18 protein-coding genes are annotated in these 20,341 nt (G+C 65.5%); 15 read left to right on the top strand and 3 right to left on the bottom strand.

The genetic code is table 11. The features are described from left to right. Positions 1–308 precede the first annotated feature (308 nt). From RhoFasB10_RS06610 to RhoFasB10_RS06590, 5 genes are all read left to right on the top strand, one after another. The gene (locus RhoFasB10_RS06610) at positions 309–1,937 is read left to right on the top strand and encodes an ABC transporter substrate-binding protein (protein ID WP_114330464.1); all 1,629 of its coding nucleotides are present in this window, start codon (positions 309–311) and stop codon (positions 1,935–1,937) included. A 127-nt stretch (positions 1,938–2,064) separates the two neighbouring features. Then, positions 2,065–2,991 carry an ABC transporter permease gene (locus RhoFasB10_RS06605; protein WP_068426581.1) on the top strand — a complete coding sequence of 309 codons (927 nt, stop codon included), beginning with the start codon at positions 2,065–2,067 and terminating at the stop codon, positions 2,989–2,991. Beyond that, complete coding sequence (locus RhoFasB10_RS06600) at positions 2,984–3,946, top strand: ABC transporter permease (RefSeq protein ID WP_068426578.1); 963 nt, start codon at positions 2,984–2,986, stop codon at positions 3,944–3,946. Before RhoFasB10_RS06605 ends, RhoFasB10_RS06600 begins: the two co-directional genes overlap by 8 nt. Beyond that, positions 3,943–5,667 (top strand): ABC transporter ATP-binding protein, encoded by a 1,725-nt coding sequence (locus RhoFasB10_RS06595; RefSeq protein ID WP_068426576.1) that lies wholly within the window; start codon positions 3,943–3,945, stop codon positions 5,665–5,667. The genes RhoFasB10_RS06600 and RhoFasB10_RS06595 overlap by 4 nt, the downstream gene beginning before the upstream one ends. A 62-nt stretch (positions 5,668–5,729) precedes the next feature. Next, on the top strand, positions 5,730–6,479 hold the full coding sequence (locus tag RhoFasB10_RS06590) for an oxidoreductase (protein ID WP_068426574.1): 750 nt from the start codon (positions 5,730–5,732) through the stop codon (positions 6,477–6,479). A 381-nt stretch (positions 6,480–6,860) separates the two neighbouring features. Here the strand turns inward: RhoFasB10_RS06590 and RhoFasB10_RS06585 are convergent, their stop codons facing one another. Continuing rightward, positions 6,861–7,694, bottom strand: a complete 834-nt coding sequence (locus RhoFasB10_RS06585) for an HAD-IB family hydrolase (RefSeq protein WP_068426691.1) — start codon at positions 7,692–7,694, stop codon at positions 6,861–6,863. Between the two features lie 407 nt (positions 7,695–8,101). On the opposite strand from RhoFasB10_RS06585, the gene ssd reads away from it, so the two are divergent. From ssd to RhoFasB10_RS06550, 7 genes are all read left to right on the top strand, one after another. Then, positions 8,102–9,205, top strand: coding sequence for a septum site-determining protein Ssd (gene ssd, locus RhoFasB10_RS06580; protein ID WP_167675675.1), 1,104 nt, complete (start codon positions 8,102–8,104; stop codon positions 9,203–9,205). Beyond that, complete coding sequence (locus RhoFasB10_RS06575) at positions 9,202–10,377, top strand: TadA family conjugal transfer-associated ATPase (protein ID WP_084423775.1); 1,176 nt, start codon at positions 9,202–9,204, stop codon at positions 10,375–10,377. Before ssd ends, RhoFasB10_RS06575 begins: the two co-directional genes overlap by 4 nt. Further along, the gene (locus RhoFasB10_RS06570; RefSeq protein ID WP_068426565.1) at positions 10,374–11,171 is read left to right on the top strand and encodes a type II secretion system F family protein; all 798 of its coding nucleotides are present in this window, start codon (positions 10,374–10,376) and stop codon (positions 11,169–11,171) included. The genes RhoFasB10_RS06575 and RhoFasB10_RS06570 overlap by 4 nt, the downstream gene beginning before the upstream one ends. Then, positions 11,171–11,740, top strand: a complete 570-nt coding sequence (locus RhoFasB10_RS06565; RefSeq protein WP_068426564.1) for a type II secretion system F family protein — start codon at positions 11,171–11,173, stop codon at positions 11,738–11,740. The genes RhoFasB10_RS06570 and RhoFasB10_RS06565 overlap by 1 nt, the downstream gene beginning before the upstream one ends. 63 nt (positions 11,741–11,803) lie before the next feature. Beyond that, positions 11,804–12,007, top strand: coding sequence for a DUF4244 domain-containing protein (locus RhoFasB10_RS06560; RefSeq protein WP_068426563.1), 204 nt, complete (start codon positions 11,804–11,806; stop codon positions 12,005–12,007). 20 nt (positions 12,008–12,027) lie between these two features. Then, a complete protein-coding gene (locus RhoFasB10_RS06555) occupies positions 12,028–12,327 on the top strand; it encodes a TadE family type IV pilus minor pilin (RefSeq protein WP_068426559.1) in 300 nt (99 codons plus the stop codon). Next, positions 12,311–12,658 carry an Rv3654c family TadE-like protein gene (locus RhoFasB10_RS06550; RefSeq protein ID WP_068426557.1) on the top strand — a complete coding sequence of 116 codons (348 nt, stop codon included), beginning with the start codon at positions 12,311–12,313 and terminating at the stop codon, positions 12,656–12,658. Before RhoFasB10_RS06555 ends, RhoFasB10_RS06550 begins: the two co-directional genes overlap by 17 nt. A gap of 1 nt (position 12,659) precedes the next feature. On the opposite strand, the gene RhoFasB10_RS06545 is transcribed toward RhoFasB10_RS06550, so the two are convergent. Together RhoFasB10_RS06545 and RhoFasB10_RS06540 are read right to left on the bottom strand one after the other, a co-directional pair. Then, the gene (locus tag RhoFasB10_RS06545; protein ID WP_068426555.1) at positions 12,660–13,193 is read right to left on the bottom strand and encodes a MaoC family dehydratase N-terminal domain-containing protein; all 534 of its coding nucleotides are present in this window, start codon (positions 13,191–13,193) and stop codon (positions 12,660–12,662) included. A 138-nt stretch (positions 13,194–13,331) separates the two neighbouring features. Beyond that, complete coding sequence (locus tag RhoFasB10_RS06540; protein ID WP_068426688.1) at positions 13,332–15,599, bottom strand: DEAD/DEAH box helicase; 2,268 nt, start codon at positions 15,597–15,599, stop codon at positions 13,332–13,334. 581 nt (positions 15,600–16,180) lie between these two features. On the opposite strand from RhoFasB10_RS06540, the gene RhoFasB10_RS06535 reads away from it, so the two are divergent. From RhoFasB10_RS06535 to topA, 3 genes are all read left to right on the top strand, one after another. After that, positions 16,181–16,384, top strand: a complete 204-nt coding sequence (locus RhoFasB10_RS06535) for a cold-shock protein (RefSeq protein WP_005248460.1) — start codon at positions 16,181–16,183, stop codon at positions 16,382–16,384. Positions 16,385–16,570: 186 nt separating this feature from the next. Further along, positions 16,571–17,158: a hypothetical protein gene (locus RhoFasB10_RS06530; protein WP_167675673.1), complete on the top strand. Its 588-nt coding sequence runs from the start codon at positions 16,571–16,573 to the stop codon at positions 17,156–17,158. Positions 17,159–17,303: 145 nt separating this feature from the next. After that, the gene (gene topA, locus RhoFasB10_RS06525; protein ID WP_068426550.1) at positions 17,304–20,315 is read left to right on the top strand and encodes a type I DNA topoisomerase; all 3,012 of its coding nucleotides are present in this window, start codon (positions 17,304–17,306) and stop codon (positions 20,313–20,315) included. The last annotated feature ends 26 nt before the right edge of the window (positions 20,316–20,341 follow it).

Below are 20,341 nucleotides of genomic sequence, written 5' to 3'. Positions count from 1 at the left end.
TCGGTCGGTTTGGCGCGGTAGGCGGTATTCAGGGCCGTCCCGTCGGGCAGGTCCGAACGTAGGGGCGCGTGCGGCGTCGAAAACGAGTTGCCGAAACGTTTCGATCATGTTGCGTGGTTACTCGTGAGTCAGCAATTTGCGGGGGAGCTCACATCGTCATCTCAGGATGTGTCTAGAGTCCTGTGTATTCAGATCGTTGCCCCCGCGTACGACGCGGGGTAGGCGGTCGCCCCCACATACTCCGTGGGCGTGACGCCCATGGGGTCGATCGCGGCGAACCCGCGATCGAACCGAAGAGAGGATTTGCTTTGCGTAGAACGCGCATCGCGACTGCCGCGGTTGCGGTCGTCGTAGGAGCCGCGCTGGTGACAGCGTGCTCGTCGAGTGACTCGTCCAGCGGCGGTGGATCCGGTGATGGTTCCGCGATCGTCAACGCATGGAGCGGTGAGCCGCAGAACCCGCTCGTTCCCACCAACACCAGCGAGAACACCGGCGGACGCGTCGTCGACTCCATCTTCGCCGGTCTCGTCTCGTACACGCCGGAAGGCGGCGTCGAGAACGAAGTCGCCGAGTCCATCGACACGACCGACGGCCAGAACTACACCGTCACGCTGAAGGACGGCTGGACGTTCACCGACGGCTCCCCGGTCACGGCGAAGTCCTTCGTCGACGCGTGGAACTACGGCGCGCTGTCCACCAACGCGCAGCTTCAGGGTTCGTTCTTCGATCCCATCCAGGGCTACGACGAGGTCGCGGCCGAGAACCCGACGGTTCAGACGATGTCCGGTCTCCAGGTCGTCGACGACAAGACGTTCACGATTCAGCTGAAGCAGCCCGAAGCTGCGTTCCCGGATCGTCTCGGTTTCGCCGCGTACTACCCGCTGCCCGAGGTCGCCTACGCCGATATGGCTGCGTTCGGCGAGAACCCGATCGGCAACGGCCCGTACAAGTTCGCGCAGGAAGGTGCATGGCAGCACAACGTCCGCATCGACCTGGTCACCAACCCGGACTACGACGGCAACCGCAAGCCCGTCAACGGCGGCATCAACTTCATCCTGTACAGCAACCTCGACACCGCGTACACGGATCTGCTGTCGAACAACGTCGACGTTCTCGACAACGTCCCGTCCTCTGCTGTGACGACGTTCGAGACCGACCTGCCGGACCGCACGGTGAACCAGCCGTCGGCCAGCATCGAGACGTTCACCATCCCGGGCCGCCTCGCGCACTTCGGCGGTGAAGAAGGTGTTCTGCGTCGTCAGGCGATCTCCAAGGCGATCAACCGCGACCAGATCACCGAGCAGATCTTCAACAACACCCGTACCCCGGCCAAGGACTTCACCAGCCCGGCCATCGAGGGATACACGGACTCGCTCGAGAACGAAGGAAACGTCGAGTACGACCCCGAAGGCGCCAAGGAACTCTGGGCACGGGCCGACGCGATCGCACCGTGGTCCGGCACGTTCGCCATCGCGTACAACTCCGATGGCGGACACCAGGAATGGGTCGACGCTGTCACCAACAGCATCCGCAACACCCTCGGTATCGAGGCGCAGGGCGCCCCGTACCCGACGTTCGCGCAGCTGCGTACCGAAGCCACCAACCGCACCATCCCGACGGCATTCCGTTCGGGCTGGCAGGGTGACTACCCGCAGCAGTACGGCTTCCTGGCGCAGAACTACCAGACCGGCGGCAGCTCCAACGACGGTGACTACTCGAACCCCGAGTTCGACCGTCTGCTCCGCGAGTCGGCCAGCGAGACCGACAAGGACAAGGCGCAGGACCTGATCAACCAGGCTCAGTCGATTCTTCTGAACGACCTGCCCGCGGTCCCCAACTGGTACCGCAACGCGGCCAGCGGTTGGTCCGAGAACGTGAGCAACGTTCAGATCGGCTGGGACGGTATCCCGATCTACTACGCGATCGAGAAGAACTGATCGAAGTAGCTCCATCCTCATGAGACCGAGCAGGGCGGTAGGTCTTCACCTACCGCCCTGCTCGTGTGCTTCCCCCGAATTCACGTCGTCTCGGTGACGTCCGCCTTTTCTCGAAGGAGGTGATCCGATGCTTTGGTACATCGGACGCCGATTACTTCAGATGATCCCCGTCTTCATCGGGGCAACATTTCTGATCTATGCCATGGTCTTTCTGCTTCCCGGCGACCCCATTGCAGCGCTCGCGGGAGACAAAGCCATCAGCCCGGCCGTCGCCGACCAGCTTCGTGCCCGCTACAACCTCGACCAGCCGTTCATCGTGCAGTATCTGCTGTATCTGAAGGGCATTTTCACGTTCGACTTCGGAATGTCGTTCTCGGGCCGCCCGGTCAGTGAAGTTCTCGTTCAAGCATTTCCGATCACCGCCAAGCTCGCGGCGATGGCTCTCGTCATCGAGGGTGTGTTCGGCGTCGGCTTCGGTCTGATCGCAGGCCTGCGCAAGGGCAAGTTGTTCGACTCGACGGTCCTCGTCGTCAGCCTCGTCATCATCGCCGTGCCGATCTTCGTCATCGGCTTCCTCGCGCAGTTCTTCATCGGCATCAAATGGGGCATCGTCCCGCCCACCGTCGGTGGCAACACGAGTTTCAAGAACCTGTTGCTACCCGCCTTCGTGCTCGGTGCGGTGTCGTTCGCGTACGTGGTGCGTCTGACGCGGACGTCGGTGGCGGAGAACTTGAACGCCGACTTCGTCCGCACGTCGACGGCAAAAGGCTTGTCGCGCAGCCGCGTCGTCAACGTGCACGTGCTCCGCAACTCGCTCATCCCGGTCGTCACGTTCCTCGGCGCCGACCTCGCCGCATTGATGGGCGGCGCGATCATCACCGAGGGAATCTTCAACATCAACGGTGTCGGCGGCACGATCTATCAGGCCGTCATCCGGGGCGAAGCGCCGACGGTGGTCTCGTTCGTGACCGTTCTGATCGTCGTGTATCTCCTCGCGAACCTCGTCGTCGATCTCCTCTATGCAGCGCTCGACCCAAGGATCCGCTATGCCTGAGTCAACTACACCGCAGGCGGGACGCGCAGTCCGCCAAGCACGTTTCGTCGAGAAGGACGACGTCGTCGACGTCAGCCAGACCGATGCCGTCAGCATCGACGAGACGCCGTCGAGCATCTGGCGCGACGCGTGGCGCAGTCTGCGCAAGCGCCCGATCTTCATCGTGTCGGCGGTCATCATTCTCGCGGTGATCGTCGTCGCCGCGTTCCCGAGTCTGTTCACCAGCACGGACCCGCGCTACTGCAATCTCGACTTCAGCATGCAGGGACCGCAGTCCGGGCACATCTTCGGATTCGACCGCCAGGGCTGTGACATCTACGCCCGCACCATCTTCGGCGCCCGCGCGTCGGTGCTCACCGGCGTCGGCGTGACGTTCCTCGTGCTCGTCATCGGCGTCCTGTTCGGTTCGTTCGCAGGGTTCTACGGCGGCTGGGCCGATTCGCTGCTGTCGCGTCTGACGGACATCTTCTTCGGTGTGCCGCTGATCCTCGCGGCCATCGTGCTGATGCAGCTGTTCACCGACCGCACCATCTGGACGGTGATTCTGGTCCTCGCGCTGTTCGGTTGGCCGCAGATGGCCCGTATCACCCGAGGTGCCGTCCTCGCAGCGAAGAACAACGACTACGTGATGGCGTCGCGCGCTCTCGGAGTATCGAAGGTGCGCACGCTGATTCGGCACGTGCTGCCGAATTCGATGGCGCCGATCATCGTCATCACGACGATCTCGCTCGGTACGTTCATCGTCGCCGAGGCGACGCTGTCGTTCCTCGGTATCGGCCTCCCTCCGACCGAGGTGTCCTGGGGCGGTGACATCAGTGCCGCGCAGGTGACCCTCCGTCAGGGATCGACCATTCTGTTCTATCCCGCTGCCGCACTGGCGATCACGGTGCTGGGATTCATCATGATGGGCGACGCCTTGCGCGACGCTCTCGACCCGAAGGCACGTAAGCGATGAGCATCGAAACCGAGAACATCGAGCAGCCGCTGCTGGACATCAAGAATCTCGAGGTGTCGTTCCAGTCGAATTCCGGCCCGGTGCCGGCAGTTCGGGGCGTCAGCCTGACGGTGTACCCGGGGCAGACGGTCGCGATCGTCGGCGAGTCCGGGTCGGGCAAGTCGACGACGGCGCACTCCATCATCAACTTGCTGCCCGGTACCGGAAAGGTGACGGCAGGCGAGATCTGGTTCGACGGGAAGGATCTCGCTCAGGCGAAGGAGAAAGACTTCGTCGAGGTCCGTGGAAGCCAGATCGGTCTCGTCCCGCAGGATCCGATGTCCAACCTCAACCCGGTGTGGAAGATCGGTTTCCAGATCGAGGAGGCGTTGGCCGCCAACAACATCGCGAAGGGCAAGGCGGCGAAGGCGCGGGCGATCGAACTGCTGGACGAGGCGGGCCTCTCCGAGTCGGAGAAGCGCGTCAACCAGTACCCACACGAGTTCTCCGGAGGTATGCGTCAGCGTGCGCTCATCGCGATCGGCTTGTCGGCGCGTCCGAAACTGTTGATCGCCGACGAGCCGACGTCCGCACTCGATGTGACGGTCCAACGGCAGATCCTCGATCACCTCGAGGGCTTGACCAAGGACCTCGGCACCGCCGTGCTGCTCATCACGCACGATCTCGGCCTCGCGGCCGAGCGCGCCGAGCACCTCGTCGTGATGAGCAAGGGGCGGATCGTGGAATCCGGTCCGGCACTGGAGATCCTGCAGAATCCGCAGCACCCGTACACGAAGAAGCTGGTCTCCGCGGCGCCGTCCCTGGCGTCGCAGCGGCTGACGTCGTCGGTCGCCCGCAAGGACATCGTCGAGCACGCCAAGGAGGTGGCCGAGGAGGTCGCCGCCGAGGAGACGGCAGCGGGAACTGCGTTCGAGCCGGAGAAGAGCACGGTCCTCGTCGTCGACAAGCTGACCAAGCAGTTCAAGCTACGTGGTGGCAGTCCGTTCAAGTCGTCGCTGTTCACAGCCGTCAAGGATGTGTCGTTCACGGTCCAGCGCGGCACGACGACGGCCATCGTCGGCGAGTCCGGATCGGGCAAATCGACTGTCGCACAGATGGTTCTGGGCCTGCTCGAACCGACCGAGGGCTCCGTGAAGTTCGACGGACGCGACGTCGCAGGTCTCGGCAACAAGGAGGCCTTCGCCTTCCGTCGCCGCGTGCAGCCGATCTTCCAGAACCCGTACGGGTCGCTCGATCCGATGTACTCGATCTACCGGACCATCGAGGAACCGCTTCGTACCCACCGGGTCGGAACCAAGAAGGAACGCGAAGCGCGCGTACGGGATCTGCTCGACAAGGTCTCGCTGCCCGCATCGGTGATGCGGCGGTTCCCGAACGAGCTGTCCGGTGGTCAGCGTCAACGTGTCGCAATCGCGCGTGCGTTGGCTCTGCAGCCGGAAATGGTGGTGTGCGACGAGGCGGTATCCGCCCTCGACGTGCTGGTGCAGGCCCAGATCCTGGAACTGCTCAACGACCTGCAGTCCGAGTTGGGGCTGACGTACCTCTTCATCACCCACGACCTGGCCGTCGTACGCCAGATCGCCGACGACGTCCTCGTCATGCGGTCGGGTGAGATCGTCGAGGCGGCCAAGACGGACGAGGTCTTCGACAACCCGAAGCAGGAATACACGCAGCGTCTACTCGCTGCCATCCCGGGTGGATCCATTCCCCTCGGGGCGTGAGACGGACGGAGCCTGCGGGTCACTCCGCAGGCTCCGCTCCTGCCCAGGTAGCGTCGTGTGTCGTGACGGACCCCCTGGCCCCGCTTCTGGAACTCCCCGGCATCGCCGACGCGGCCGAGCGTGCCCGCGACGCGCTGGGCGCCGTGCATCGGCACAAGACGAATCGACGCGGATGGCCTGCGACCGCCGCAGAAGCCGCGGTCCGCGCCGCGCGATCGTCGTCCGCGCTCGAGGGCGGTTCCATGGACTTCCCACGTGAAGGGGAGGAAGGCGACCCCGTCCTCGCCGGCTCGCTGCGTGTGGCGTCGGCACTCGACGGCGACGCGTTGCAGAACATGCTGGCGGTGTGGAAGCGAGCACCGCTGCAGGCACTCGCCCGACTTCATCTACTCGCGGCTGCCGATCTCGTCACCGACGACTCCCTGCTGGGTCGGCCGCGTGAAGGCGACAGCATCGGTGAACGACTCGACCTCCTCGCCCAGCTGGTCACCGGCGGAACGTCCGCACCCGCACCCGTCATCGCGGCGATCGTGCACGGGGAGTTGTTGACGCTGAAGCCTTTCGGCACAGCCGACGGCATCGTGGCCCGTGCAGCGTCGCGGTTGGTCGCGACGGCGTCTGGACTCGATCCGCACAATCTCGGTGTCCCCGAGGTCAGCTGGATGCGTCGATCCCAGGCGTACCGCGACGGGGCAGTCGGTTTCTCGGCAGGCACCGCGACGGGCGTCGGAAGTTGGATCATGTTGTGCTGCGGCGCACTCGAAGCCGGAGCTGCGGAAGCGACGTCGATCGCCGACGCGTCGGCGAGCTGATCTCGTCCCGCGCCCACCCGCTCACGTGAAAGGCGGCGATGCCGACTGTGAAAGTCGGCGTCGCCGCCCGTCAGCACGGACTATCCGGTTACCAAGCGTGCATAGGTGGGCTGTGGCGATCTGGGATCGCGAGGCCTCGGCGCCGGTTCGGTGAGGAGGGAGGTCATCCCTGCAACCGGTGCAGGGTTCTTGCTGCCGCCTACCGAATCTCGCAGGCCCACAGCGCTTCTGCCATGTCAGCGGCGCGCTCCGCGTGGGTACCTGATGTCCGTGCTGGGAGTCCGGGTCGGGAGAGCGAACCTTCTCTTCCGGATCGATCTTGGCCTTCCGTTTCTCCGTGCTTCTTTTCTACCCTGTGGTGCGGCTCACATCAAGGGGTTGTCAGCCTTTTCTTCGGAGCAATCCGTAGGTGACCGCACCGGCTATCACAGCACCGAAACCCACTGCGGCACTTGCCGCAACGGCCGTGCCCGACGGTGCCTGAATCCGGGCGCGCAAGGATACGGGATTCGAGAAAGTGAGGATGGGCCAGCCCTGTGTCGCCGCTTCCTTGCGCAGAGCGCGATCCGGGTTGACCGCAGTCGGATGTCCGACGGCGTGCAGCATCGGTAGATCCGTCATCGAGTCCGAATAGGCGAAACATTGTGCCAAATCGTAGTTTCGGGCCGCGGCGAGTTCCTTCATCGCTTCGACCTTGCCTTCGCCGTAGCAGTAGAACTCGACCGTCCCGTTGTATCGGCCATCGACGACTTCCATGCGCGTCGCGGTGCTGATGTCCGCTCCCAGCATCTCCGCGATCGGGGCGACGATCTCCTCCCCGGACGCGGACACCACGACGACGTCGTGGCCCCGCAGTTTGTGATCGGCGATGAGTTCGGTCGCCTCGGCGAACACCAGCGGATCGACTATGTCGTGCAACGTTTCCGCGACGATGGACCTGATCTGCTCGACGTCCCAGCCGGCGCTCATGGCGGCGATATGAGCGCGCATCCGTTCCATCTGATCGTGATCTGCTCCGGAGAGGAGGAACAGAAACTGCGCGTAGCTACTCTTCAGTACTGCACGTCGGTTGATGAGACCTTGATCGAAGAACGGCTTGCTGAATGCAAGCGTGCTCGACTTGGCGATAATTGTCTTGTCCAAGTCGAAGAATGCGGCAATTCTTCCGGCAGGGCGAGGTGATTCGGCGTCGTCGGCGCCGGCGCTGGTGGTCACGGTCCTCACAATAGAGGGCTGACGTGTCTCGCCGATGTCTCGAGCGAAACTACCGGTGGAAAACATGAAACTTGAACTTGCAAACAGCGCCTTGGCCGGGTGTAGTATTGATGCAGTCCGATTCGGTTCGGACGAGTTCAGCCCGACCCCCCGGGGCTGAACTAGACGACGACCCTCGCCTCCTCCCCCCCTGGCGAGGGTCGTCCTCTGTTTCGGGCCCTGTGTCGCCCAGTCATCTCGTCCTGGTGTGCGGATTCTGTTGTGCGGTAACCGGACTTACCAGTCGGTAGTGCGCTCGTGCCGGTAGTGGTACCACCGTCCAGTAATTCATCCACAGCCCCCGAATTCATCCACAATCTCGGAAAGAGTCTTGGCGACGGCCCGCAGATCACGCAGTCTCTTCGCTCATGGAACAAGAACCGACTGTGCGTCCGCGGGTGGTCCTGCTGCTGACCGCGGACGCAGTCCTGCGAGCGGATGCGCTTCGTGTCGCCGCGGCCGCGGAGTGCACTGTCCACGAGCACGATTCGACGGAGGGGCCGACCCCTCCTGGGCGCCTCGACTGGGACCGGGCGCACGTCGTGTTGCTCGACCCGGCGCACACGGCCGAGGTGCTCTCGGGCCGGCTCCCGCGGCGTGACGGCGTCGTCGTCCTGTCCCGGGGAGAGCCCGACGTCGAACACTGGCGCGCCGCAACATCGGTCGGTGCGACCAGCGTGTTCGGCCTCCCGAACGACGAACACGCTCTGATACGTGTCCTCACCGCACACGCACGTGATCGCGACGGGGACGGCGGTGCCATCGCCGTGATCGGTGGCCGCGGAGGAGCCGGTGCGTCGACGCTCGCTGCGGCTCTCGCGTCGACCTCCGCGGCGCACGGCACACGAACGCTGCTCGTCGACGGCGACGCCTTCGGCGGTGGTCTCGATCTGCTGCTCGGCTGGGAGGACGTGCAGGGACTGCGGTGGCCGGGGCTCGCCGTCGAGGGCGGGCGCGTCACGGCGGAGGCCTTGCACGGTGCGCTCCCGTCGGTGAACGGGCTGTCGGTGTTGGCGGCCGGTCACGCGACGGACCACATCGACGCGCGTGCGTGCGAAGCCGTCGTCGACGCGGGTCGGACGGCAGGCGATCTCGTCGTGTGCGACGTTCCTCGACATCCAGGAGTGCACAGCGACGCGCTTCTCGACGCGGCCGACCTGGTAGTTCTCGTGGTGACGGCCGACATCGGCGCTGTCGCGAGCGCCCAGACGGTCGCGGCGTACGTGACCTCGCGCAACACGAACGTCGGCCTCGTCGTGCGCGGCCCGTCGCCGGGTGGCATCCGCGGCGTGGATGTGGCCGACAACCTCGGGCTGCCGTTGCTGGCGACGATGCGGCCCGACGCAGGCCTGGCCCAGCGTGTCGAGCGTGGAGGCATCGTACTCGGACGGCGATCGGCGTTGCGCGTGGCTGCCGAGGACATCCTTGCGACATTCGGCCGGCGGCCTCGACGTGGCCGGTGGGCAGCATGACGACCGTCGTCACTGCCGAACTGCTCGATCGCGTCCGTGAGCGATTGGCGAGTTCGGCGGAGGATCCCACTCCTGCGCTCGTCGCGAGTGCGGTGCGCATCGAAGCGGGCGGGGTCATCGGAGACACCGATCTTCTCGACGCTCTCCGGGTGCTTCAGACCGAACTGACCGGCGCGGGTCCGCTCGAAACGCTGCTGGTCGATCCTCGTGTCGCGGACGTACTGGTCACATCACCGCACGAGGTGTGGGTGGATCGAGGAGAAGGTTTGGAGCGCAGTGCAGTTCGATTCGCGGACGACGCTGCCGTCCGGCGCCTCGCGCAGCGTTTGGCCCTGTCGGCGGGGCGTCGATTGGACGACGCGCAGCCGTGGGTCGACGGCCAGTTGCCCGGAGTGGGCGACGGGACGTTCGGTGTTCGTCTGCACGCCGTTCTCGCGCCGATCGCCCGGGGAGGCACATGCTTGTCGCTGCGCGTGTTGCGTCCGACGACGCAGGGTCTGGACGCGTTGGCGGCACGCGGAGCGATCACGTCCGATGCGCTGGTGCTGTTGCGACGCATGATCGCCGCGCGTCTGGCGTTCCTCGTCGTCGGGGGCACAGGTGCAGGAAAGACGACGATGCTCGCGGCCCTCCTCGGCGAGGTAGCACCCACCGAGCGCATCGTCTGCGTCGAGGATGCCGCGGAACTGGCGCCTGCACATCCACACGTGGTGCGACTGGTGGCGCGCGCGCCGAACGTCGAGGGCATCGGCGAGGTGACGGTCCGCCAACTCGTCCGACAGGCGCTGCGCATGCGGCCCGACCGACTCGTCGTCGGTGAGGTCCGCGGCGCCGAGGTCGTCGACCTGTTGACGGCACTCAACACCGGTCACGACGGTGGTGCCGGAACCATTCACGCCAATTCGCCTGCCGAGGTACCACCGCGGCTGGAAGCCCTTGCTGCACTGGGTGGTATGGACCGCGGCGCGCTGCACAGTCAACTCGCGGCGGCCGTTCAGGTCGTCCTGCACGTGCATCGCGCGCACGACGGTGCACGCCGATTGCGCGAGATAGCCGTCGTCGTGCCGGATGCCGACGGCGCGGTGACCATCGTTCCCGCATGGAGCGTACATGGCCACGTCGACCGAGGCCGAGAACTGTTCGACGCCATGGTCGAACGGAGAACGACATGAGCGCCCTTGCGTTCGCTGTCTGTGCAGCGGCCGTCGTCGTTCTGCCAGGGCCGCGACGGCGAGTGTTGTTGCTGCGCAGACCGACTGAGGTCGCGAAGGCGGGCGGCATCTCGCGCAGGGTCGCGGTGGGATCGGGGGCGGTGGCGCTCCTGGTGTCGACCTATCTCGTCGGCGGTGTCAGCGCAGTCTGTGCGACCGCTGTCGTCGCGAGCACTCTCGTCGTGCGTCGTCGACGCGCCCTACGAGACCGCGCTCGACGCGTCGAGATCGATTCGCTCGCAGCAGGTCTCGACGTCGTCATCGGCGAGTTGAGCGTCGGATCCCATCCGGCGCTCGCCTGCGCGGCCGCTGCCGACGAGGGCAGCGGCGACGCGGCGGTCGCATTCGGCCGGGCCGCGGGACGTGCGAGACTCGGCGGGCATGCTCATGCAGGGCTCGCGATCACGGATTCGGTTCTGACGAAGGAGCTTTCACGACTGTCCACCGTGTGGAAGGTCGCCGACGAATACGGCCTCGGACTTGCCGGTTTGCTCGCCGCCGCGCGGTCGGACATATCCGCGCGCCGACGCTTTCGCGATCGAGTGACGTCCGGGCTCGCCGGCGCACGAGCCACGGCCACCGTGCTCGCCTGTCTGCCTGTCGTCGGGGTTCTCCTCGGGCAGTTGATGGGAGCCGAACCGCTCGGCGTGCTCCTGGGCGGTGGGCTCGGGGGAGTGCTGCTGGTCGTGGGCTCGGCTCTGGTCTGCGCTGGACTGCTGTGGTCCGACGCCATCACCGGCAGGGTCGTCCGGTGATGTGGACGGCTGCGGTGTGCGCCGCGTCGGCGCTGCTCGTCCTGCCCGCGTCCACCTCACCTCTCGGGCGTCTCGGGAAGGACGGCCCGGCACCGGGCGATGCCGAACCGGTGGCCGTCGCCGATTCTCACTCCGTGGCAGCGACTTTCGACTTGCTTGCGGCGTGTCTTCGTGGCGGGTTGCCGGTCGGAACCGCTGCGGCGGCAGTGGCCGACACCGCCCCGGAGCCTCTCGGGACGGCATTGCGCACCACTGCGGATCTCCTGGTCCTGGGCGCCGACGCCGACGCGGCCTGGGCCCCGGTGGAGGCCGAGCCGGACATCGAGTCGTTGGCACGGATGGCCCGACGATCGGCGCGGTCAGGTGCGTCGCTGGCCGACGGTATCGCGGAACTCGCCGACGAGAGGCGCGCGCAAGCCGAGGATGCGGCTGCAGCCGCGACCGAACGCGCCGGGGTGCTGATCAGCGGCCCGCTCGGGCTGTGTTTTCTGCCCGCGTTCGTGTGCCTGGGCATCGTTCCGGTCGTCGTGGGGCTCGCGCGCACCGTGCTGGGTGGGGGTCTTCTGTGAAGGCCGGGGTAACAGACTTCCGGGACGGGGCCGCCGTCTCGGAGAACGAGGAGGGGGAACACCATGTTGGGGAACATCATTCGAGAGGCGAGGGCACGCATCGTCGTTGCAGCCGTCGCAGACGACGGAATGTCCACGGCCGAATACGCGATCGGTACCATCGCCGCCGCTGCGTTCGGAGCTATTCTGTACACCGTCGTGACGGGCGATTCCATCGTGGGCACACTGACGGGAATCATCGACAAGGCGCTCAACACGTCCGTGTAGCCGATGACGGCGGCGCGACGGTGGAGGCGGCGATCGCGGTCGCGTCCATCGTCGCTGTCGTCGTGATGTGCATCGGCGCGATTCTTGCTGTCTCGCTGCATGTTCGATGTGTGGATGCGGCACGCGAGACGGCACGGCTCGTCGCTCGTGGCGACACGGTGTCGACGGTGGATCTGGCGCCGGACGAGGCGCGGGTGACCGTCACCTCGACAGGCGGGTTCGTGACGGTGCGTGTCGAGGCGGACACGGCTCTACCCGGGTTGACGGTCAGCGCGCAGGCTGTCGCGGCGATCGAATCGGCGGATGACGATGGATCGTGACGACGGGGGCGTGACAGTCCTCGCGGCTCTGGCGGTGGCGGCGTTGGTGGTCGTCGTGATCGCGATCGTCCACGTCGGATCCGCAATCAGCGGGCGACACCGGGCGCAGTCGGCGGCGGACCTGTCCGCGCTCGCGGCGGCATCGGCTCTCGATCTCGGAATCGCCGACGCGTGTGCCGCGGCAGCAGACGTCGTCGAGCGTGCGGAGGCCACGTTGGTCGACTGCACCGTCGACGGGTGGGATGTCGTGGTGGAAGTGTCGATCACGTTGCCGCTCGGGCGTTTCGGGGTGCGCGACGCCACCGCCGCGGCGCGGGCGGGGCCGGCGTGACCTACCCTCCCTGGCGCAGAACCCCGTCGAGTACACCTTGGAAATTCTCGCTCTCCGGGTTACCGCCGGTGCGCGCGACGAAGGTGGTTTTCGTCGTGGCGACGAGCTCACCGGACGCGTCCGTGATGTCGTTGGCGGTGACCATGATGTCGCTGCCGCCCGACTGCCGGAACGACTCGAGACTGAGGTCGCTGGACAGTACGTCGCCTGCTCGGAGCGGACGGTGGAGCTTGATCTGCTGATCGGTATGCAGGATGTCGCCGATGCCGTAGCCGATGAGCAGGTTCTCGAACAGCTCGGGAAGTACGGCAGTGCCGATGACGCTGACGAACGTGACGGGTGCTATGACGCCGTCGTGACCGAGTTCGCGACCGGCGCCGTCGTCGAAATGCGTCAGGTGATCGTCCTGCACGGCACGGGCGAATTCCTTGATCTTCTCCCTACCGATCTCGTAGGTGAAGCTCACGACATGATGCGCTCCGACCCTGTCGAGAATGTGGCCGGTGGCTGAGGGGCTTATCGATACCGTCGACATGTGCTGAACCTTTCGACTCTGCGATCCTACTAGTCCAGCAGCCTCGAACCAATTTGGTGGGGCAGTGGAGAAAGTCTTTGCTGGGTCCCAACGAAAGGCCCGGTTCTCGTGTGGTTCGTCATCACAGGGTCGGGTTCGTCACCTGGTGGGAAGTGCGTCGAGTACCGCCTGCAGAACCACGATGGCGCCTGCTTTGTCGAGCGGGTCGTTGCCGTTGCCGCACTTCGGAGATTGCACGCACGAGGGGCACCCCGTTCGGCATTCGCAGGACTCGATCGCATCTCTCGTCGCCTCCAGCCAGTCGCGGAATGCGCGGTGGCCTCGTTCGGCGAATCCGGCGCCGCCGTCGTACCCGTCGTAGACGAACACCGTCGGCAATCCGGTGTCGGGGTGCAGCGCCGTCGACACACCGCCGATGTCCCAACGGTCGCACGTCGCGACGAGCGGTAACAGACCGATCGCGGCATGCTCGGCCGCGTGCAACGACCCCGGGAAGCGTTCGGGCGACACGCCACGCTCGATCAGCAGTTCCGGCGTGATCGTGTACATGACCGCGCGCGTGTCCAAGGTCTGCTCGGGCATGTCGAGTTCGACGGAATCGAGCACCTCACCCGAGTGCAGTCGACGCAGATACCCGATCACCTGATGGGTGACGTTCACCTGAACCAGCGCGAGCGTCACCTCACCCAGCATGGCTTGCGAATGCACGGCCGTCACCGAGATGTCCGTCGTCTCTCGCGCAGAGGTGTTCCAGTCTGGCTGCTCCGGATGTACCAGCGCGAGACCGTCTTCGAGATTCAGATCGTCGACGACGAAGGATTCGCCCTGGTGAATGTGTACAGCGCCGGGATGGACTGTGGCAGGGGCTCTTCCGGCGTCGACGGTGCCGAGCATGCGTCCGGTTTCGCCGTCGACGATCGCGACCTCGGTGCCGCTCCCGCCCCGAATGTTCACCGACGAGTGCGGTGCGTATTTCTCGCCTTCCGGTGTGATGAACCACCCGTGCGGGCGTTTGCGCAGCAGCCCGTCTGCGACGAGTTCGGCGAGTACTGCCTCGGCGTCGAACTCGTCGGCTTCCGCGGCGGTGATCGGCAGTTCGGCTGCAGCGCAGAGTATCTGAGGTCCGAGGAGGTAGGGGTTCGTCGGGTCGGTGACCGTTGCCTCGATCGGCTTGTCGAGCAAAGCACCGGGATTGTGCACGAGATACGTGTCGAGTGGATCGTCTCGTGCGACGAGCGCGACGAGCGATCCTTCACCGCGTCGGCCCGAGCGGCCCGCCTGCTGCCAGAACGACGCAACCGTGCCGGGAAAACCTGCGACGACCACGGCGTCGAGACCCGCTATGTCGACACCCAATTCGAGAGCGTTGGTCGTCGCCACACCGAGAAGAGTGCCGTCGGACAGATCGGATTCCAGCTTGCGACGGTCCTCCGCGAGGTACCCGGCGCGGTACGCGGCGACGCGGGCGGGCAGGTCGCGATCGACGTCGGCCAGGAACCGCTGCGTGCCCAACGCGGTGACCTCCGCTCCGCGCCGTGATCGGACGAAAGTCAGTGTGCGAGCGCCCTCCACGACGAGATCCGCCATGATGCGCGACGCTTCTGCACCCGCCGATCTTCGTACGGGGGCACCGTTCTCGCCGGTGATCTCCTTCAGTAGCGGCGGTTCCCACAGTGCGACCGTCCGTGGCCCGTGCGGCGACCCGTCCTCGGTCACCTCCTCACATGGGGCGCCGACGAGACGCGACGCCGCGGCGCCGGGATCGGACGTGGTGGCGCTGGCGAGCACGAAGACGGGGGACGCGCCGTAACGCGCACACACGCGTCGAAGACGCCGCAGGATCAGAGCGACGTTGGAGCCGAAGACGCCACGGTAGTAGTGGCATTCGTCGACGACGACGTAGCGCAGATTCCGCAGGAACCGGGACCAGCGCTCGTGAGCGCCGAGGATTCCGATGTGGACCATGTCGGGGTTGGTGAAGATCCACCGCGCGTTGGCTCGGGCCCACTGCCGGATTTCGATCGGGGTGTCGCCGTCGTACGCGCTGGGGAAGACATCGGCCAGTTCCGGTGCATCAGCGCGTAACTCGTCCGTGATCGAAATGGTGTTGCGAAGTTGATCTGCGCCGAGCGCCTTCGTCGGAGCCAGGTACAACGCGGTCGCCCGCGCGTCGTCGAGAAGGGTCGTCAGAATCGGCATCTGGTATGCCAGAGACTTTCCCGACGCTGTGCCTGTTGACAGGACAACGTGATGACCTTCGCTGGCGAGGGTTGCGGCGCGGACCTGATGACTCCAGGGGCGTGGGATCCCACGATCACGCAGCGTCGCTTGTACTTCGGACTTCAACCATGTTGGCCAGTCGACTATTTGGGCTTCCCGCCCGGGGAGTTCGGCGACGTGTGTCAGTGGCTGCTCTCCCGAAGGAGTGCCGGCGAGAACACGATCGAGAAGCGCGCGGCCGTAACCGGCAGCGGGAGTGGGCTGCCCGCCATCGACCGGCGTGCTCGGGGTGCATTCGTTCGAATGACCCCTGTTCGACGGATCCGGTTGGGTCACTGATGCTCTCCATGCTCACTCGAAACTGCGTGCCGCGTCGGCCAGGCCCGCGACCTGCGGTTTTCATGCTATCGCCAGCCCGATTCGAGGCGTGTGGCGGCCGGGCGTCGGCCCAGGTGGGAGGCGGTGAACGATGCAACGGGCGTTGTCACGGTCCTCAAGATCAACAAAATTGGCGAAAACTGCCATTTTCGACTGTTGGAAAACCGCAAGTCGTGGTTGACTTGACGTGGTCGCAGCTTCTGTGTTCGTTTTCACGCTCGCAGGATCGATGTTGCGAGCGCTGTGCTTTTGGAGCGTTTCCTGAGGGGGTCTCTGTTCTTGCAGGGGTTCTGCTGAGGGGGAAAATCAGGAAGTACAACGGTCGGAACCGGCCCGGTGGACTGTAAGTGCTGTCCATCGCATCCGGTGTTAGAAAGAGAAGGAAAAGCATGGCACAGGGAACTGTGAAGTGGTTCAACGCCGAAAAGGGCTTTGGATTCATCGCACCAGAAGACGGCTCCGCTGACGTTTTCGTTCACTACTCCGAGATCCAGGGCAGCGGCTTCCGCACCCTCGAGGAGAACCAGCGCGTCGAGTTCGAGGTCGGCCAGGGAACCAAGGGGCCCCAGGCGACCGGCGTTCGCGCGGTCTGATTTCGAATCCGCTCGCCTGCACGGCGAGTCGAATCGACGAAACTCATCCCCCTCACACGTGTCGGCTCTGCCGAGCGGTGAGGGGGATGAGTCGTTTCGTGGGTATCGCAGAGTCTTTCGGTTTCGGTGTGCGGACACGTGCGCATCGGACGTCGTGACTCGACCCGATGTCCTACTGTCCACACTGTGAACCAGTTGTCGTTCTTCTCGGCCGAGTCGCTGCCGCCGTCGGTGACGGACTTGAGCGGGTTGCTGGCGTCGACCGGTCACGTCGTTCTGTCGGGCGCGGGTGCTCGGATCTCCGTGGTCGTCGACGACGAATGGCGCGCGGACGCCATCTCGGATCTGATCGCCGAGTGTGGACTCGTCGCCGAGATCGGTCGCTCGGAGGAGGATCGTCCCCTCGTGCGGACGGCGTCCGTGGCCGAGTTGTCCGCGCTGGCGTCCCAGTGGACCAAAGGCGCGGTGAAGTCCATGCCTCCTGGTTGGGTGCCGGGCGCGCGCGAGCTCCGCGCGTGGGTTCTGGCTGCCGGCCGTCCCGAGGCCGACGGCGAGCGCTACGTGCTCGGCCTCGATCCGCACGCGCCGGACACGCATGCGCCTCTCGCTCAGGCACTGATGCGTGCCGGTATCGCTCCGACGCTGATCGGTACTCGTGGTTCCATGCCGGGGCTACGCGTCACGGGGCGTCGGCGTCTGTCGAGGCTGGTGGAGAACGTCGGAATGCCGCCCCGGAACGACACCGCACGCGCCAGCTGGCCACGTGCCGAGTAGGCGAATCCGCAGCTGATCTGACAGTGTTTTGACGGCGTATGCCACTCTGTTACCAGACGCACCGGCAAAATTGTCGGATTGATGAGGTAGACAATTCCCGCAGATCGACTGTCGGGAACGCGACGAAGGAAGGTTCGGCAGCAAGGTGGCAGCACGGAATAACGGCTCGGGGGGCACCACCACCGGCTCTGCGGAGCCGCGCCGCCTTGTCATCGTCGAGTCCCCGACCAAGGCGAAGAAGATCGCCCCTTACCTGGGCAAGAACTATGTCGTCGAGGCGTCGGTCGGTCACATCAGAGATCTGCCGCGCGGAGCGGCCGACGTGCCGGCCAAGTACAAGGGAGAGCCCTGGGCGCGGCTCGGCGTCGACGTCGACCACGACTTCGAGGCGCTCTACGTCGTCTCTCCGGAGAAGAAGGGGAAGGTCGCCGAGCTCAAGGGCCTGCTCAAGGATGCCGACGAGCTCTTTCTCGCCACCGACCCCGACCGCGAGGGCGAGGCCATCGCGTGGCATCTCCTCGAGACCCTGAACCCCAAGATCCCTGTTCGACGCATGGTCTTCCACGAGATCACCAAGCCGGCGATCCTCGCGGCCGCTGCCGACACGCGTGAGCTCGACCAGGACCTCGTCGACGCACAGGAGACCCGTCGCATCCTCGATCGCCTGTACGGCTACGAGGTCAGCCCGGTGCTGTGGAAGAAGGTCATGCCGAAGCTGTCGGCAGGCCGCGTGCAGTCCGTCGCGACCAGGATCATCGTCCAGCGCGAGCGCGATCGCATGGCGTTCCGCACCGCGGAGTACTGGGACATCTCGGCGACGCTCGACGCCGGTGCCGATCAGTCGCCGCGCAGTTTCGGGGCACGTCTGGTCAACGTCGACGGCGCACGCGTCGCCGCAGGTCGTGATTTCGGTGCCGACGGCAAGCTGAAGTCGGACGCCGTCACCGTGCTCGACGAGTCGCGGGCACGTCGCCTGGCCGAAGCGCTCGAGGGCGTCGATCTGACGGTGGCGTCGGCCGAGGACAAGCCGTACACCCGCAAGCCGTACCCGCCGTTCATGACGTCGACCCTCCAGCAGGAGGCAGGCCGCAAGCTGCGGTTCAGCTCGGAGCGGACCATGCGCGTCGCGCAGCGTCTGTACGAGAACGGCTACATCACCTACATGCGTACCGACTCGACCACGTTGTCCGAGTCGGCCATCTCCGCGGCACGTGCGCAGGCAACCGAGCTGTACGGCGCGGAATACGTCCACCCGTCGCCCAGGCAGTACACGCGCAAGGTCAAGAACGCCCAGGAAGCTCACGAGGCGATCAGGCCTGCCGGTGACGTCTTCCAGACTCCCGGCCAGCTGCACTCGGCACTGCAGACCGACGAGTACCGCCTCTACGAGCTCATCTGGCAGCGCACGGTGGCGTCGCAGATGGCCGATGTCCGCGGTACGACGCTGACGCTGCGCATCACCGGCACCGCAGGAACCGGCGAGGAGTGCACCTTCTCCGCGTCGGGCCGCACCATCACGTTCGCCGGCTTCCTCAAGGCGTACGTCGAGAGCGTCGACGACGAGGCCGGTGGCCAGTCCGACGACGCAGAGTCGCGCCTGCCTGCGTTGAAGGCGGGCCACGCCGTCACGGCTACCAAGCTCGACCCCGACGGCCACACGACCAACCCGCCCGCTCGGTACACCGAGGCGTCGCTCATCAAGACGCTCGAAGAGCTGGGCATCGGCCGCCCGTCGACCTATTCGTCGATCATCAAGACCATCCTCGACCGCGGCTACGTCTACAAGCGCGGTAGCGCGCTGGTGCCGTCGTGGGTCGCGTTCTCGGTGATCGGTCTGTTGGAAGCGCACTTCGGCCGGCTCGTGGACTTCGACTTCACGGCAGGCATGGAGGACGATCTCGACGCCATCGCCGGTGGCCGCGAACGTCGCGGTAACTGGTTGACGAGCTTCTATTTCGGTGGCGACACCGGCGCCGAAGGGTCGGTCGCCCGATCCGGTGGTCTGAAGAAGATGGTCGGCACCAACCTCGAAGACATCGACGCGCGTGAGATCAACTCGATCCGGCTGTTCGACGACGCCGAGGGGCGCGAGATCCACGTTCGCGTCGGCCGTTACGGTCCGTACCTCGAGCGGATGATCGAAAACGACGACGATCCCGACGGGGATCCGATCTCGCAGCGCGCCAACCTGCCCGACGACCTTCCGCCGGACGAGCTGACCATCGACGTCGCCGAGAAACTGTTCTCGACGCCGCAGGAGGGCCGTCGTCTCGGTGCCGATCCGTTGACCGGGCACGAAATCGTCGCCAAGGAAGGACGATTCGGCCCGTACGTCACCGAGATCCTTCCCGAGCCGGAGCCGGAACCTGCTGCCCCGGAACCGGACATCGTTCCGATTCCCACAGGTGACGACGGTGGCGGTTCGACGAAGACCGCGGTGAAGAAAGCTGCGGCCAAGAAGGCACCTGCGAAGAAGGCCGCCAAGAAGGTCGCCGGACCGAAGCCTCGTACCGGTTCGCTGTTCAAATCGATGGATCTCGCGACCATCACGCTCGACGACGCACTCAAGTTGCTGTCGTTGCCGCGTGTCGTCGGCGTCGACCCCGAGTCGAAGGAAGAGATCACCGCGCAGAACGGCCGCTACGGTCCGTATCTGAAGAAGGGCACGGACTCTCGTTCGCTGGCCGACGAAGACCAGCTGTTCTCCGTGACCCTCGACGAGGCGCTCAAGATCTACGCCGAGCCGAAGCGTCGCGGCCGTCAGGGTGAGGCCAAGCCGCCGCTGCGTGAGATGGGCGTCGACCCGGTCAGCGAGAAGCCGATGGTCATCAAGGACGGTCGTTTCGGTCCGTACGTCACCGACGGCGAGACCAACGCCAGCCTGCGCAAGGACGACGACGTCGCGTCCATCACCGACGATCGCGCGTCGGAGCTGTTGGCGGACAGGCGTGCTCGTGGCCCGGTGAAGAAGAAGGCCACGAAGAAGGCTGCCACCAAGAAGGCAACCGCGACCAAGACGGCCACGAAGACGGCTGCCAAGAAGACGCCCGCGAAGAAGGCTGCAGCGAAGAAAACGGCGGCCAAGAAAGCGCCTGCGAAGAAGGCACCCGCCAAGAAGGCTGCAGCGAAGAAGGCACCGCCGGCGTCCGAGGAGTAGCGAGCTCCTTCGGTCGCTCGCCGCCA

Origin of the sequence: Rhodococcus sp. B10, from assembly GCF_011770055.1 — a bacterium.
In the GTDB taxonomy this organism is placed as follows: Bacteria; Actinomycetota; Actinomycetes; order Mycobacteriales; family Mycobacteriaceae; genus Rhodococcoides; species Rhodococcoides kyotonensis_B.
This window is presented reverse-complemented; position numbering and strand designations above follow the sequence as displayed.